The sequence below is a fragment of the Faecalibacterium sp. IP-3-29 genome (assembly GCF_023347335.1).
Classification (GTDB): Bacteria; Bacillota; Clostridia; order Oscillospirales; family Ruminococcaceae; genus Faecalibacterium; species Faecalibacterium duncaniae.
Genome location: NZ_CP094471.1, coordinates 2,734,578 through 2,749,423, shown reverse-complemented (window position 1 = coordinate 2,749,423; position 14,846 = coordinate 2,734,578). Strand labels below are relative to the sequence as shown.

Below are 14,846 nucleotides of genomic sequence, written 5' to 3'. Positions count from 1 at the left end.
AAGGAGAGTGAACACGATGTCCCCGATCATTCTGTTGATCGTGGTCGTGGTTGCTGCTGTTGCTGCCGGCGCGGGTTATTTTATTGGTTACAACAACCGTAAAAAGACCGCCGAGGCACAGATCGGCAGCGCAGAAGCCGAGGCTACCCGCCTGGTGAACGAAGCAATCAAGACCGCTGACCAAAAACGAAAAGAAGCTGTTCTGGAAGCCAAGGACGAGGCTTTCCGCCTGAAAGCCGAGGTCGATGCCCAGAAGGCTGAGGCCGACAAGGAGATCAAGCAGCGCCGTGCTGAGATCAGCCGCCAGGAGAACCGCATTGACCAGAAGGAAAATGCGCTGGACCGCAAGACCGAAGCCCTGGAAAAGAAGGAAGAAGAGCTCAAGAAAAAGCACGAGGAGGCCGACAGCCGCCTGGCTGAGGTGGATGCCATCCGTGCCAAAGAGATGGAGCGCCTGGAGACTCTGGCAGGCCTGAGCCAGGAAGATGCCCGCGAAGTGCTGCTGCACAAGGTGGACGAGGAGCTCACCCACGAGAAGGCTGTCCGTGTGGCTGCCTACGAGACCGACCTGAAGGAAAACTGCGATAACATCGCCCGCAACATGATCGGTCAGGCCATCAGCCGCTGCGCCGCTGACCACTGCAGCGAGACCACCGTCAGCGTGGTGCCCCTGCCCAGCGACGAGATGAAGGGCCGTATCATCGGCCGTGAGGGCCGCAACATCCGCGCGCTGGAAACTGCCACCGGCGTGGATCTTATCATCGACGATACCCCGGAGGCCATTACCCTGTCCTCCTTTGACCAGACCCGCCGCGAGGTTGCCCGCATGACGCTGGAGCGCCTGATCGGTGATGGCCGCATCCACCCCGCCCGCATTGAGGAGACGGTGGAGAAGTGCCGCCACGACCTTGAGCTGCAGATGAAGCGGGAGGGCGAGCGCGCCGTGATGGAGCTTGGCATCCACGGCCTGCACCCCGACCTCATCAAGCTCATCGGCCGCCTGAAGTACCGCACCAGCTTTGGCCAGAACGCTCTGACCCACAGCATGGAGGTGGCCTGGCTGGCCGGTCTGCTGGCAGGCGAGATGGGCGTGAACGTCACGCTGGCCCGCCGTGCCGGTCTGCTGCATGATATCGGCAAGGCCCTTGACCACGAGATCGAGGGCAGCCATGTCCAGATCGGTGTGGATATCTGCCGCAAGTACAAGGAAAACACCCAGGTCATCCATGCCATTGAGGCCCACCACGGCGATGTGGAGCCCAAGACCCCGCTGGCCTTTATCATTCAGGCCTGCGATGCCATCAGTGCCGCACGTCCCGGTGCCCGCCGCGAGAACGTGGAGAGCTATGTCAAGCGTCTGGAAAATCTGGAGGAGATCTCTTCCAGCTTTGAGGGCGTGGAGCAGGCCTTTGCCGTTCAGGCCGGCCGCGAAGTCCGCATCATGGTCAAGCCCGATGTCATCAGCGATGATCAGGTCATCCTGCTGGCCCGCCAGATCGCCAAGAAGATCGAGGATACCCTCGATTATCCCGGCCAGATCAAGGTCAACGTCATCCGCGAGAGCCGCGCCATCGAGTACGCGAAGTAAGATCAGAACCAAGAGGAGCCCGTTGTGTTCGCACAGCGGGCTCCTTTTTTGTCTGTGAACCTCTCGGGCGCGTCGTGTCAGATCTCCGGGCAGGGGTGCAGGTTTATGAGACCGCCTATCCTGCTTTTCCTGCTGGGAGAGGTGTCATTGCGAAGCAATGACAAAGAGGACTGCGATAGACTGAAGCAATTTCAACTCTTAATAAAATGAAGTGAACGAAGTTAAATGTACTCTGTGGGAATACAAGTTGTGACTTTAATGCAAGAACTGTCTTTGCACAAAATACAGCACAGGAGAAAAACTATACAAAAATTAGTTTCCATTTTCGGCGGGATGTTGGACAAAGGGGAGAAATGGGCCTTTTGGGAGAACAAATTCGGCAAAAAGTCTTTTCTTTGCCGACGGATGGATGTATAATGCGGCCATGGCACAAGGGTGTGCAGAAGCTCCAGAGGGGGAGCAGAGCCCCTTGTGCATTTTCAGAAATTGATGCTTTATCAGTGTAGAGCATTAAAGAGAGGGGAAAACATATATGAAATTCGATCGTCGTATTTCGCGCCGCAGCTTCCTGGCAGCTGCCGGTGTCACCTCTGCCGCGCTGGCTCTGACAGCCTGCGGCGGCTCTTCCAGCTCCACGGCTGCATCTTCTGCAGCCAGCGGCGCTTCCTCTGCTGCGGCTGGCACCGCACAGGGCGGCACCCTGAACATCATGCTGGAGACCGAGGTCCAGTCTCTGGACCCCCAGGTGGCCACCGACGGCACCTCCTTTGAGGTCATCGCGGATTACACCGATGGCCTGATGCAGATGGATGCTGACGGTGCAGCAGTTCCCGCCATGGCGGAGACTTATGACATCAGCGAGGACGGCAAGACCTACACCTTCCACCTGCGCGATGCAAAGTGGTCCAACGGTGAGGCCGTGACCGCCGCTGACTTTGTGTTCGGCTGGCAGCGCGCCGTAGACCCCGCCACCGCTTCCGAGTATTCCTACATGCTGTCCGACATTGGTCAGGTGGTCAACGCCGCTGAGATTATTGCCGGTGAAAAGCCCGTTACCGACCTGGGCGTGACCGCAGTGGATGACAAGACCCTGGAGGTGCAGCTGAACGTTCCTGTCAGCTACTTCCTGAGCCTGATGTACTTCCCCACCTTCTACCCGGTGAACGAGGCCTTCTACAACACCTGCGCTGACACCTTTGGCACCAGCCCCGAAACGGTGCTGTCCAACGGCGCGTTCGTGCTGACCGATTATCAGCCCGCCGCCACCGCCTTTGCGATGGAAAAGAACCCTGATTACTATGATGCGGATAAGATCGCTCTGGACGGTCTGGCCTATCAGGTCATCAAGGACAGCCAGCAGGCTCTGATGAGCTATCAGACCGGCACGCTGGATATCACCCTGCTGAACGGTGAGCAGGTCGATCAGGTCAAGGATGATCCCGAGTTTACCAGCGTGGGTGCCGGTTACCTGTGGTACATCAGCCCCAACATCGATGCTGTGCCCGATCTGGCAAACCTGAACCTGCGCAAGGCCATGACCTTTGCACTGGATCGTGATGCTATTACCGGCGATGTGCTGAAGGATGGCTCCACCCCCGCATACACCGCTGTTCCCGCACAGTTTGCAACCGGCCCCGATGGCAGCGATTTCAGCGCCGACCAGACCAAGTTTGCAGATGACTGCGCTTATGACCCCGAGAAGGCCAAGGAGTTCTTTGAGACCGCCAAGGCTGAGCTGGGCAAGGATACCTTCTCCTTTGATATGGTGGTGGATGCTGACGATGCACCCCAGAAGGTGGCTCAGGTCGTCAAGGAGCAGCTGGAGACCACGCTGGAGGGCCTGACCATCAACCTGACCGTGGAGCCCAAGAAGCAGCGCGTGCAGGATATGCAGGACGGCACCTTTGAGCTAGGCCTGACCCGCTGGGGCCCCGACTACGCCGACCCCATGACCTATCTGGGTATGTGGGTGACCGGCAACTCCAACAACTACGGTCTGTGGAGCGATGCTGACTACGATGCCGTCATTGACGAGTGCACCACCGGTGATCTGTGCACCGACCCCGAGGGCCGCTGGGCTGCCCTGTACGAGGCAGAGCAGATCGTTCTGGAGCAGGCGGTCATCTTCCCCCTGTACGGCCAGTGCAACGCTGAGATGATTTCCTCTGCCGTCAAGGGTGTCGAGCATCACCCATGCGCTCTGAATCGTGTGTACAAGAACACCACCAAGAGCGAGTAAACAACAGAATCGCTGAACAAGGCCGCACAGTGGCCCGCAAAGAGCCACTGTGCGCCTTTTTGGCATTGTGCCTGTCCGCGGCAGACGAACGACTGACCGCGAGATCCCGGAAGGAAAAGGGGGTCCACCCGACGTGAAAAAATATACGCTCAAGCGAATCCTGACCTCGCTGTTCACACTGCTGGCAATTTTGCTGGTGCTGTTTATCCTGATGCAGCTGATGCCCGGTTCGCCCTTCAATGATGAAAAGCTGACGCCCGATATGCGGGCTGCCCTGTACGCAAAGTACGGCCTGGATCAGCCCATCTACATCCAGTTCTTCCGCTATGTGGGCAATATGCTCCGCGGAGATCTTGGCGTGAGCTATAACATCTCCAAGAATACGCCCATCTCCCAGCTCATCCAGAGCCGCCTGCCCATCTCCATTCAGGTGGGCGGCATGGCCGTGACGCTGGGTGCCGCTGTGGGCCTGGTGCTGGGCATCATTGCCGCACTCAAGCGGGATACCATTTTTGATACCATCGCCACCATCATCTCGGTCATCGGCGTGTCGGTGCCTTCCTATGTGTTCGCACTGGCCCTGAGCTATGCCTTTGGCTTCAAGCTCCGCTGGTTCCCAATGCTGTTCTCCGCCAAGGATGTCTTTGGCTCCAGCGTCCTGCCCAGCATCTCGCTTTCCATGTTCACCATGGCCTCCATTGCCCGCTTTACCCGCAGTGAGATGATCGAAGTCCTTGATTCCGATTACATGCTGCTGGCCGAGAGCAAGGGCATCTCCGGCCCGGCGCTGATCTTCCGCCATGCCCTGCGCAATGCCCTCATCCCCATCATTACGGTGCTGGCACCCCTGATCGTGGATCTGATGACCGGCTCGCTGGTGGTGGAAAAGATCTTCGCCATTCCCGGCGTGGGCAGCCTGCTGGTCACGGCCATCCAGTCCAACGATTACAACGTGGTCATTGGCCTGAGCTTTATTTACAGCGCCATGTACATTGGCATCATGCTGGTCGTTGACCTGCTCTACGGCATCATCGATCCGCGCATTCGTCTGGCAAAGGGGGATGACTGATATGGCAGAAAAAGCGATCCGCCTGGGCGGCGAATCCACAGCGGATGCCATCGTCAGCGCGGTGGATTCCCTGTATCCCGAGCACACCTTTGAGGACAAGGAGTTTGCCCTCAAGCACAACGACGATGAGATCGCCGTGGATACCAACTTTGCGGCCCAGAGCTTCTGGAAGGATGCCATCCTCCGCTTCTTCGGCAAGAGGAGCGCCGTGCTGGGCCTGATCCTGATCGTCGTCATCGTGCTGCTGGCCGTTTTTGGCCCGGGCATGAACAGCTATACCTACTCCGGCCAGGATCTGAGCCAGAAGAACTTTGCTCCCCGTGTGCCGGGCATCGAGCGCCTCGGCATCCTGGACGGCAGCGAGAAGATGAGCACCACCACCGGCAGCAAGAGCGTCAACGCCTATGTGGAAAAGGGCAAGGACGATGTCTACTACTGGTTCGGCAGTGACCTGTACGGCCGCGATATCTGGACCCGCACCTGGGAGGGTGCCCGTGTCTCCCTGATCATCGCGGTGGCCGCTGCTGTCATCGATATGGTCATCGGCATGAGCTATGGCCTGATTTCCGGCTACTTTGGCGGCAGGGTGGATATGGTGATGCAGCGCTTCCTCGAGGTGGCCAACGGCATTCCCCGCCTGGTCATCGTTACGCTGCTGCTGCTGGTGCTGCAGCCCGGTATGGTCACCATCATCTTTGCCCTGATGCTGACCGAGTGGGTGGGCATGAGCCGCATTGCCCGCGCCGAGATGCTCAAGCTGAAGGACCAGGAATTCGTGCTGGCCTCCCGCACGCTGGGTGCAGGCAGCTTCTTCATCATCTTCAAGGAAGTGCTGCCCAACATCATCGGACCCATCATCACGCAGGTCATGTTCAGCATCCCCACCGCCATCTTTACCGAAGCATTCCTGTCCTTTGTGGGTCTGGGCATCCCGGTGCCCCAGTGCTCGCTGGGTTCTTTGATCAGTGAGCTGTACAACAGCTTCACCACCCACCCCTATCAGATCATTCCGCCCATTGTGGTGATGAGCCTGCTGATGCTCAGCTTCAATCTGGTGGCCGATGGTCTGCGCGAGGCCCTGGACCCCAAGATGAAGAGTATGTAAGGAGGAACACCCCATGCCTGAGAATAAAAAAGAACAGGTCTTGTCGGTGCGAGACCTTGATATCACTTTTAAGACCACCGCAGGCCCGGTGCACGCCATCCGGGGTGTGAACATCGACCTGTACAAGGGCGAGACCGTTGCGCTGGTGGGTGAATCCGGCTCCGGCAAGTCCGTGACCATGAAGGCCGCCATGGGCATTCTGGCCAAGAACGCCACCGTGAACAGCGGCTCCATCCAGTTCAGCTACCACCATGCAGACGGCTCTCCCGAGACGGTGGACCTGCTGCAGAAGGACAAAAAGTGGATCCGCCGCCACATCAATGGCAAGCGCATCGCCATGGTGTTCCAGGACCCCATGACCAGCCTTGACCCCACCATGACCATCGGCAAGCAGATCATGGAGGGAATGCTCTGGCACTTCAAGATGCCAAAGGCCGAGGCCTACAAAAAGGCACTGGAGCTGCTGGAGGAGGTGGGCATCACCGATGCGGAAAAGCGGATGAAGAATTACCCCCATCAGCTGTCCGGCGGTATGCGTCAGCGCGTGGTCATTGCCATTGCCCTGTCCTGCGACCCCGACCTGCTCATCTGCGATGAGCCCACCACGGCACTGGACGTGACGATCCAGGCCAAGATCCTGGAGCTGATCCGCAGCATCCAGAAGGAGCGCGGCATCTCGGTCATCTACATCACCCACGACCTGGGCGTTGTGGCAAAGGTGGCCGACTATGTGGATGTCATGTACGCGGGCAAGATCGTGGAGACCGGCACCATTGACGAGATCTTCTACGACCCCAAGCATCCCTACACCTGGGGTCTGCTGTCGGCCATGCCCGATCTGGACACCGCCGATGACCGTCTGTACACCATCCCGGGCTCTCCGCCGAACCTGCTGCATGAGAAGCCGGGCGATGCCTTTGCACCCCGCAACCGCTTTGCCCTGCACATCGATGATGAAGTCGATCCTCCCATGTTCAAGATCAGCGAGACCCACTATGCGGCCACCTGGCTGCTGGACCCCCGGGCCCCCAAGGTGGAAATGCCGCCGGAGCTGGCCCAGCGCATCAGCCGCATGAAAGCGGATGCAGAAAAGATCAAGGAGGCGGAATAAATGGCTGCACAGAGCGCGACCCCGCTTCTGAAAGTAGAGGGCCTGAAACAGTATTTCAAGGTGAACAAGAACTTCACCGTTAAGGCTGTGGACGACGTGAGCTTTGAGATCTACCCCGGCGAGACCTATGGTCTGGTGGGCGAATCCGGCTCCGGCAAGTCCACCATCGGCCGGAGCATCATCCGGCTGTACGACCCCACCGCAGGCAGGATCACCTTTGACGGGCAGGACATCAGCGGACACCTGAGCCACGCACAGAACAACACCCTGCGCACCCAGATGCAGATGATCTTCCAGGATCCCATGGCCAGCCTGAACCCCCGCAAAAAGGTGGAGGACATCATCGGCGAGGGATTGGACATCCACCACATGTACAAGACCCCGGCGGAGCGCCGGGAGAAGGTGGAAAAAATTCTGGCCAAGGTGGGCCTTGCCCCGGAGCACGCCGAGCGCTATCCCCATCAGTTCTCGGGCGGCCAGCGCCAGCGCGTGGGCATCGCCCGCGCCCTGATCATGAACCCCAAGCTCATCATCGCCGATGAGTGCATCTCGGCACTGGATGTGTCCATTCAGGCGCAGGTGGTCAACCTGATGAAGGATATCCAGCAGGAGACCGGCACGGCCTACCTCTTCATTGCCCATGACCTTTCCATGGTCAAGTATATCTCTGACCGCATCGGGGTGCTCCATCTGGGCCACCTGCTGGAGACCGGCACCACCGAGGAGATCTTTGAGCATCCCATCCACCCCTACACCCGGAGCCTGCTGTCAGCCATCCCGCTGCCCAACCCTGTTGTGGAAAAGCGCCGCGTGGCCGAGACCTACGATTACGCCGCCTCCGGCATCGATTACAGCCTGGGTACCAGCCACCATGTTGCGGGCAGCCACTACGTCAAGTGCACAGACGCAGAGTTTGCCCAGTGGTGCAGGTAGACCATATCCTCCCAGCAAATGCAAAGCGCCCCCGCTCACCGGTGTTTCCGGCAGGCGGGGGCGCTGCTTTTTGTAGGAAGTTCAGAAGGTCAGCCGCATCTGGTACCACACCACGCCGCCGTGGGTGGAGCCGGAAACGCCTTCGCTGACAAAGCCGAAGCCGGCGTAATAGTGCACGAGCCTGTCCTTGCAGGTGAGCACCAGCCCCCTGCGGCCCTGAGCCTTTGCATCGGCGATGGCCCGGCGGAGCAGCTGCCCGGCCAGGCCCTGCTTCCGGTATTCGGGCAGGGTGTTCACCCCAAAGATCATCTGCCACGCCCCATGCGCATCGTGCAGGGAAGCGTCGGCGTACATCTCGTCTGTCAGGTCGGGGGTATCGGTCACAAAGCCGTCCACAAAGGAGACGAGCTTTTCGTCCTCGAACAGCAGCCAGAAGTGGTCGGCATAATGGGTCAGCCGCCCGGCAAATTCTTCTTTTGTGGCCGCCTCCGCAGCCGGGAAGCAGGCCGCCTCCACAGCAGCAATGGCATCCAGATCTTCAAAGGTGGCAGTGCGAATCTTTTGCATAGTCATTCTCCAGAGTTTGATTTGTTGAGCTGAGTATACCACACCATCCCGCAAAGCGCCAGCAAAACAAAAAGAACCACCGACCGAAGTCGATGGTTCTTGTCCCCGGGTGGAACAGGGGCCATCCGGGACTTCGCTTCTCAAGCTCCTGCAAGTTTCCGAAGTGCTCCTGTTGGGGCGTGCTTGTCGGGGCAGCGCCCCTCCATCTGCTGTCGCAGACCGCGCTGCCGCTTAAAAGCCCCACTGGGGCTTTCATTGCTCCGCTGCGCTTCGCAAACGCGGTCCCACCCCAAACCCTGCCGGGAACGTGTATGGCAAACTGGAAGTTGTAAATACATGTTTTCCCAAGTTCTTTTGCCATATCATGTATTCTTGAATTTAACATCAAATCTACAATTCTATCAGGCTCTTACTTTTCCATTTTCCACTCTTCCATCTAAGCACCATTCCAATTGCTCTAGCGCACTCATCACCCGCCATGGCAATATATGCTCCTACCGCCAGAAGTCCCATGTGTATTCCAAGAAAATATGTTCCACCAACTGCAAACAGATACATAAATATTGCACCAATTATAACTGGAAAAATAGCATCTCCACTTGTTTTTAATGCCTGTCCATATACAAGATTTGTCACTCTTCCAAATTCAAGGAATATATCTACTATCAACAATTTTACTACAAGCTCAATCATCTGTGTATCATCCGTAAATATATGAACGATAAAACGTCCGGTCATTGCAAATGTCACAGAAAAGCACGTTGCTGTTACAAGACCATATATCACAGCTTTCCGTGTACCCCTGTCGCATTCCTCATACTTCTTTGCCCCGATTCTCCAGCCAGTCATAATAGCATTTGCCTGTGCAAGTGCTGCCCCCACACAATATGAGAAATTGGCTATCTGCATAGCATACGAACGAGCTGTAACATTCATTCCATCCGTATCCATCTGGTTCATAAAACGCACTATAAATGTCATTGCTACATTATAAAGTGCTGTCTCAAATGCAGAAGGAAACCCAATCTTAACAATCTGTGCAAGTATCCTTCGTGGTTGTTCACGTTCAGGACTCTGCTTTGCTTTTATAAGTACAGCCCCCATTGCCGCTACAATAATAAGATTCACAGCTTTTGAAATAACTGTTGCAGTAGCAACTCCCATGACTCCCCAGTGAAACACAAACAGGAATACTGAATTCAGTATAATATTAATTACATTACCGACAACTGTCCCTATCAAGGAATGTTTTGTATATCCAAATACTCTTAAATAGCTGGAAAAAATAGGAATAAGCGCATTTAAAAAGCTTGCGCCTCCAACAATTTTAAGATATGTTTCAGCTGATTCAAGCAAAGCAGGAGCAATACTCACTGCCCTCAGTATCCCTCCTGAAAAGACAGCAAGAACAACAGATATCAAGATACCTGTCAGTGCATTAAATACAAGTCCAAGCTGTCTCGCCTGATATGCAATTCCAGGTCTTCCAGCCCCGATATTCTGTGACATCACCGCTACCATACCAGATGATATTACCCCGAACATAATGATAAAAACACCTATATATGTATTTGCTGTTCCGACAGCCCCAACAGCCTGGTCGCTTACTGATGATAACATCAGTGTATCAACCATACCTGAAAGCATATAAAATAAAGTTTCCAGACATATTGGCACAGATAGTTGTGTCAACGTTTTTCTTTCACCTTGCATGTTTTCCTCCACAAATTCCGAGTTGTTGAACTGAGCCGAGTATACCACACCATCCCGCAAAGCGCCAGCAAAACAAAAAGAACCACCGACCGAAGTCGATGGTTCTTTTCTGCGGGTGGAGCAGGGGCCACAGCGGGCGAATTTTTAAGCCGGCATATCGTTGCTTCGGTCGGTGCGCTTCAAGCCGAGAAACGGCGGCACCTCGGAACGCTTCAGCCCTTGCTCGTGTGCTTTTTTCAGTTGGTATTCGTGCAAGGCAACGGCTTCCACAAAGAATCTGTCCTTTTCGGAAGCGGCAGAATAATCTACGTTGAAACGTTTGCAAACAACGCTGAGCTGGTCGAGCAGTTCCATAGTAGAAGGAGACATTCGGTTGACCTCGATATCCATAAAAACTCCTTTTCCCAAAGGCGTGAGAGCAAGAACCGTCCCGTGGCCACAAATCTTCAATTCTTGAAAATTTTCTGCCCATCCGGAACTTCGCTTCTCAAGCGCTTGTGAGTTTCCGAAGTGCTCTTGTTGGGGCGTGCTTGTCGGGGCAATGCCCCTCCATCTGCTGTCGCAGACCGCGCTGCCGCTTAAAAGCCCCACTGGGGCTTTCATTGCTTCGCTGCGCTTCGCAAACGCGGTCCCACCCCAAACCCTGCCAGGAACGTGTACGGTAAACGGGAAGTTATAAACATCTTTGCAAATATACCATATCTATTAGTTGTACACCGCCCTCATAAATTAGGTGGTCATAATTATCGGTAAAGAAATTAGGAATCTTGTGAGAACGAACAAATCCACATTTTTCATAAAATGGTATCGTCAATGGACTGTCACCTGTTCCAACTTGCAAAACAGAATATTCATCTGCATATTTACCGGCAAGAAAATCAATTAGTGCTTTGCCATAGCCCTTTCCCTGATTTTCCGGATCGACTGCGATATTCTTAATTTCAAGTATTTCGTTACCTTCATCGGTGACAACACATTCAGCTTTTACATCATTGTCTTCAAGCACATACATAGTACCTTTTTCAAGATACCGATCAACCATGCTCTCCTGTTCATCAGCTAATAACAATAATGATATAAACTGCTTTTTATTCTCATTCACTTCTCGGATTTTCATATCCATTACTCCGTCAAACTGGAATTTAGTAACGCAAAAGAAAATATATGACATACACCCAACTAAGTAATCCATGAAAAATCGCCCAACCGACAGACTTCCACGTTGTATAACTAATAACCATAGCTAATGCACTTCCAAAAGTTATTCCCGATTTTACCGTTTTCTTGACATTCGTTGATTTATTATCTTCCATGTTTGTTTCCTCCACAACTTCCGAGTTGTTGAACTAAGCCGAGTATACCACACCATCCCGCAGAGCGCCAGCAAAACAAAAAGAACCACCGATTGAAGTCGATGGTTCTTGTCCCCGGGTGGAGGATGGTCCATCCGGAACTTCACTTCTCAAGCTCCTGCGAGTTTCCGAAGTGCTCTTGTTGGGCGTGCTTGCCCTAAACCCCTGCCGGGAACGAGTACGATAAACTGGAACTTGTCGGGGCAAGGCCCCTCCATCTGCTCTCGCAGACCGTTCGGTCACTTAAAAGCCCCACTGGGGCTTTCATTGCTTCGCAAACGCGAATTTTCAAATTAGTCTTTGCAAATAACCTTTGAACCTTCACCATCAATTACAATTCCCTGACGGTTGTTAATTGGGCATAGATTCAAATCCGAAAACTCAGTCATTATTTTCTCGGTAACTTTCTTAAATGGTGCTGTAAGATAATGCGGAAGAACATAAAAATCAATCAAATCAAGCCCTGCATCATCTTCTTGTGAGTAGTCCTCTGGCTTTTCATCCATTTGCTCGATATATTGGATGCTTGGAGCGCATATAATTGCGCCTGCCGACTCGCCGATCATCAATTTTCCATTTGCCAATTCCTTTTTCAGCAGTCCATCAGTTCCCGTTTTACGGAGCTGGTCCATAAGAAAGAAAGAATTTCCGCCGGTAAAATATATCACATCTGCTTCTTCAAAAACAGACTGTATCGTTGAATAAGCCTCCGTTGAAATATCAATTTCAGTTACGATTGCTCCCAACTTTTTGAATAATTTTCGAGCCGAGCCGACATAACCGGTGTAGCCTTCACGCAGTGAAGCTGTTGGAATAAATGCGACTTTCTTATTTTCAATTTCTTCCTTTATCAGACTTCCTACACTTGAAAAGTGCGAACATAAAAATAGTTTCATCAATATTCTCCTTTATAAATTCCGATTTGTTGAACCAAGCTGAGTATACCACACCATCCCGCAAAGCGCCAGCAAAACAAAAAGAACCACCGACCGAAGTCGATGGTTCTTGTCCCCGGGTGGAACAGGGGCCTTCCGGGACTTCACTTCTCAAGCTCCTGCGAATTTCCGAAGTGCTCTTGTTGGGGCGTGCCTGAACCAAACCCTGCCAGGAACGAGTACGGAAAACTGGAAGTTGTTAATTACAGTCTCAGAACAGCAATCAGTTCTTCGCCGTCCATTTCACCGGTTTCTTCGAAACCGAAAGAGCGATACATCTGACGGGCAACTGCATTATCGGGTTCATATGATAGCCAACAGTATTCCGCTTCTCCACAAGGCATAGATTTTATGAACTCTAATGCAAGGCTGACCGCTTCTTTCCCGTACCCTCTGTTTTGATATGCCTTATCGATCATAAGACGCCACAGATTATAGTTTCCCTTTGCAATTTCAGGTGCATCCGTCCAATAATCATCAACATCAAAACCAATCATCAGGAAGCCTACAGGCTTATCCTCATCATATATACCAAACGGGAATGCATGACCGTTTCCCGTAATTGCAGTATACGCTTCAATGATGCTGATCTCATTGGTGGCAACGAAGTTCTTCTGCGATTCCGATACCGTCAGTTTCAGGATATCCCAGACATTATTACCATTTACTTTTTCTAAATGAAGCATATATCTTTACCTCGCTAAATCCCGAGTTGTTGAACCAAGCTGAGTATACCACGCCATCCCGCAAAGCGCCAGCAAAACAAAAAGAACCACCGACCGAAGTCGATGGTTCTTTTTCACGAGTGGAGCATTGTCAACGGCAGTCGAACCTTCAGGCGGGCATATCATTGCTGCGGTCAGAGCGCTTCAAACCAAGAAACGGCGGCACTTCGGAACGCTTCAGCCCTTGTTCGTGTGCTTTTTTCAGTTGGTATTCCTGCAGGGCAATGCTGTCCAGCAGATCACGCTGATTCTGGGAGGCTGCATAGTAATCGACGCCGAACCGTTTGCAGACTGCACTGAGTTGGTCAAGCATTTCAACAGCAGTAGGGGACATTCGTTTGACTTCGATATCCATAAAAACTCCTTTTCCCAAAAACGTGAGGGCAAGAATCGTCCCGTGGCCACAAATTCTCAATTCTTGAAAATGTTGTGCCCTTCCGGGACTGCACTTCTGCGACGCTCCCGCGTTTTTGAAGTGTTCTTGTTGGGGCGTACCTGCCCCAAACCCTGCTTCTGAGGTTACGACAAACGGGAATTTAGTTGGTTGATTATTCTTCGTTATCCTTTTGAGATTCATCACTTTCCCTATTTCGATTTTGACCATCGAGAGCAGACCCTATGCCTACACCAAGCGCTAAACCGACAAGCATATAGAGTGGAATATTGTTGGTTACTACACCAATAGCCGCACCGATAGAAATTCCTATGCTCATAAAAGTCGGTAAATAGTGAGGCTTATCATCTTTTTTATTTTTCATTATACATTCCTTTCCAAATTATAAGATTTATTGAGTGTCGTTATCAAAATGATTGCAGCAAAAGACTCAATACATAACTAACGATTGCTCCTACTGCAGCACTTCCGATAAACCATAAAACCTTTTGATAAGGACGTTTGCCGTATTCTCTGGCGCTCTGGATTTCATCCAGCCTTTTACCTTCACAAAATGCTACGATTTCTTTATATGTTTGAACATCATTGTCCTTTTTTATTCGTTCAACCTTTGCTGCAAAATACATGGCAGCTAAAGCAATGACACACCAAAGGATCAATGCCCATTTATTACCAATGTAAAATAACGGAGCTGCCGAAATAACAGCAATAACGAGAAAAACCGTATAGATTGCGCCATAGTGATTGAGTTTTTTGATTTCCTCTTGTTTGATTACTTCTTTCATAGTATCAATATCTCCTTTGATTAGTTTATCAAGTGAGATTTGAAAGATTTCACTCAGTAATACCAAGCTGGTTACATCTGGATAGCTTTTGTCATTTTCCCAATTTGAGATTGTTTGCCTTGAAACATAAACATGATCGGCTAACTCCTCTTGAGACAGTTGTAACTCTTGGCGATATTTTTTTATTTGCTTTCCGAGTTCCATCTCTTCACCTCCTTGCATACTCATACTAATCAAAAGATTGTATTTTCGCAATCAAAGGACATTGACATCTGTGTTTTCCGTGTGTCAAAGGTCTTTTACATACCGTTAACTTCCGATTTGTTGAGC

General features: G+C 52.4%; 16 protein-coding genes. 6 read left to right on the top strand and 10 right to left on the bottom strand.

The window, feature by feature from the left end; genetic code table 11:
- Nucleotides 1-16 precede the first annotated feature (16 nt).
- The 6 genes from rny (at nt 17) to MTP40_RS13060 (ending at nt 8,045) form a co-directional block, all read left to right on the top strand.
- Entirely contained in the window at nt 17-1,588 is a 1,572-nt protein-coding gene (gene rny, locus MTP40_RS13085) for a ribonuclease Y (protein ID WP_156076332.1), read from the top strand.
- Nucleotides 1,589-2,120: 532 nt separating this feature from the next.
- The gene (locus MTP40_RS13080) at nt 2,121-3,827 is read left to right on the top strand and encodes an ABC transporter substrate-binding protein (protein WP_249259512.1); all 1,707 of its coding nucleotides are present in this window, start codon (nt 2,121-2,123) and stop codon (nt 3,825-3,827) included.
- Between the two features lie 133 nt (nt 3,828-3,960).
- On the top strand, nt 3,961-4,896 hold the full coding sequence (locus tag MTP40_RS13075) for an ABC transporter permease (RefSeq protein WP_097771287.1): 936 nt from the start codon (nt 3,961-3,963) through the stop codon (nt 4,894-4,896).
- Nucleotide 4,897: 1 nt separating this feature from the next.
- On the top strand, nt 4,898-6,001 hold the full coding sequence (locus MTP40_RS13070; protein WP_097771286.1) for an ABC transporter permease: 1,104 nt from the start codon (nt 4,898-4,900) through the stop codon (nt 5,999-6,001).
- 13 nt (nt 6,002-6,014) lie between these two features.
- Complete coding sequence (locus MTP40_RS13065; protein ID WP_097771285.1) at nt 6,015-7,112, top strand: ABC transporter ATP-binding protein; 1,098 nt, start codon at nt 6,015-6,017, stop codon at nt 7,110-7,112.
- Entirely contained in the window at nt 7,113-8,045 is a 933-nt protein-coding gene (locus tag MTP40_RS13060) for an ABC transporter ATP-binding protein (RefSeq protein ID WP_156076335.1), read from the top strand.
- An 81-nt stretch (nt 8,046-8,126) separates the two neighbouring features.
- Here MTP40_RS13060 and MTP40_RS13055 read toward each other — a convergent pair whose 3' ends face one another.
- From MTP40_RS13055 to MTP40_RS13010, 10 genes are all read right to left on the bottom strand, one after another.
- Nucleotides 8,127-8,618, bottom strand: a complete 492-nt coding sequence (locus MTP40_RS13055; RefSeq protein WP_117533665.1) for a GNAT family N-acetyltransferase — start codon at nt 8,616-8,618, stop codon at nt 8,127-8,129.
- Nucleotides 8,619-9,002: 384 nt separating this feature from the next.
- Nucleotides 9,003-10,325, bottom strand: coding sequence for an MATE family efflux transporter (locus MTP40_RS13050; protein WP_097771281.1), 1,323 nt, complete (start codon nt 10,323-10,325; stop codon nt 9,003-9,005).
- A gap of 144 nt (nt 10,326-10,469) precedes the next feature.
- Entirely contained in the window at nt 10,470-10,715 is a 246-nt protein-coding gene (locus MTP40_RS13045) for a hypothetical protein (protein WP_097771280.1), read from the bottom strand.
- 283 nt (nt 10,716-10,998) lie between these two features.
- Nucleotides 10,999-11,442: a GNAT family N-acetyltransferase gene (locus tag MTP40_RS13040; protein ID WP_207684669.1), complete on the bottom strand. Its 444-nt coding sequence runs from the start codon at nt 11,440-11,442 to the stop codon at nt 10,999-11,001.
- A gap of 25 nt (nt 11,443-11,467) precedes the next feature.
- Entirely contained in the window at nt 11,468-11,638 is a 171-nt protein-coding gene (locus MTP40_RS13035) for a hypothetical protein (protein ID WP_181966877.1), read from the bottom strand.
- Nucleotides 11,639-11,970: 332 nt separating this feature from the next.
- Nucleotides 11,971-12,573 (bottom strand): Type 1 glutamine amidotransferase-like domain-containing protein, encoded by a 603-nt coding sequence (locus MTP40_RS13030; protein WP_055271744.1) that lies wholly within the window; start codon nt 12,571-12,573, stop codon nt 11,971-11,973.
- A 242-nt stretch (nt 12,574-12,815) separates the two neighbouring features.
- On the bottom strand, nt 12,816-13,298 hold the full coding sequence (locus tag MTP40_RS13025; protein ID WP_005935263.1) for a GNAT family N-acetyltransferase: 483 nt from the start codon (nt 13,296-13,298) through the stop codon (nt 12,816-12,818).
- 148 nt (nt 13,299-13,446) lie between these two features.
- Entirely contained in the window at nt 13,447-13,692 is a 246-nt protein-coding gene (locus tag MTP40_RS13020) for a hypothetical protein (protein WP_154277454.1), read from the bottom strand.
- A 193-nt stretch (nt 13,693-13,885) separates the two neighbouring features.
- Nucleotides 13,886-14,095 carry an AtpZ/AtpI family protein gene (locus MTP40_RS13015; protein WP_117477165.1) on the bottom strand — a complete coding sequence of 70 codons (210 nt, stop codon included), beginning with the start codon at nt 14,093-14,095 and terminating at the stop codon, nt 13,886-13,888.
- 43 nt (nt 14,096-14,138) lie between these two features.
- Nucleotides 14,139-14,720, bottom strand: a complete 582-nt coding sequence (locus tag MTP40_RS13010) for a helix-turn-helix domain-containing protein (protein ID WP_117505945.1) — start codon at nt 14,718-14,720, stop codon at nt 14,139-14,141.
- Nucleotides 14,721-14,846 lie beyond the last annotated feature (126 nt).

Coding starts and splice junctions, on each gene's coding strand:
- rny (WP_156076332.1), top strand. CDS start 17: ATGTCCCCGATCATTCTGTTGATCGTGGTCGTGGTTGCTGCTGTTGCT.
- MTP40_RS13080 (WP_249259512.1), top strand. CDS start 2,121: ATGAAATTCGATCGTCGTATTTCGCGCCGCAGCTTCCTGGCAGCTGCC.
- MTP40_RS13070 (WP_097771286.1), top strand. CDS start 4,898: ATGGCAGAAAAAGCGATCCGCCTGGGCGGCGAATCCACAGCGGATGCC.
- MTP40_RS13065 (WP_097771285.1), top strand. CDS start 6,015: ATGCCTGAGAATAAAAAAGAACAGGTCTTGTCGGTGCGAGACCTTGAT.
- MTP40_RS13060 (WP_156076335.1), top strand. CDS start 7,113: ATGGCTGCACAGAGCGCGACCCCGCTTCTGAAAGTAGAGGGCCTGAAA.
- MTP40_RS13055 (WP_117533665.1), bottom strand. CDS start 8,618: ATGACTATGCAAAAGATTCGCACTGCCACCTTTGAAGATCTGGATGCC.
- MTP40_RS13050 (WP_097771281.1), bottom strand. CDS start 10,325: ATGCAAGGTGAAAGAAAAACGTTGACACAACTATCTGTGCCAATATGT.
- MTP40_RS13045 (WP_097771280.1), bottom strand. CDS start 10,715: ATGGATATCGAGGTCAACCGAATGTCTCCTTCTACTATGGAACTGCTC.
- MTP40_RS13040 (WP_207684669.1), bottom strand. CDS start 11,442: ATGAAAATCCGAGAAGTGAATGAGAATAAAAAGCAGTTTATATCATTA.
- MTP40_RS13035 (WP_181966877.1), bottom strand. CDS start 11,638: ATGGAAGATAATAAATCAACGAATGTCAAGAAAACGGTAAAATCGGGA.
- MTP40_RS13030 (WP_055271744.1), bottom strand. CDS start 12,573: ATGAAACTATTTTTATGTTCGCACTTTTCAAGTGTAGGAAGTCTGATA.
- MTP40_RS13025 (WP_005935263.1), bottom strand. CDS start 13,298: ATGCTTCATTTAGAAAAAGTAAATGGTAATAATGTCTGGGATATCCTG.
- MTP40_RS13020 (WP_154277454.1), bottom strand. CDS start 13,692: ATGGATATCGAAGTCAAACGAATGTCCCCTACTGCTGTTGAAATGCTT.
- MTP40_RS13015 (WP_117477165.1), bottom strand. CDS start 14,095: ATGAAAAATAAAAAAGATGATAAGCCTCACTATTTACCGACTTTTATG.
- MTP40_RS13010 (WP_117505945.1), bottom strand. CDS start 14,720: ATGGAACTCGGAAAGCAAATAAAAAAATATCGCCAAGAGTTACAACTG.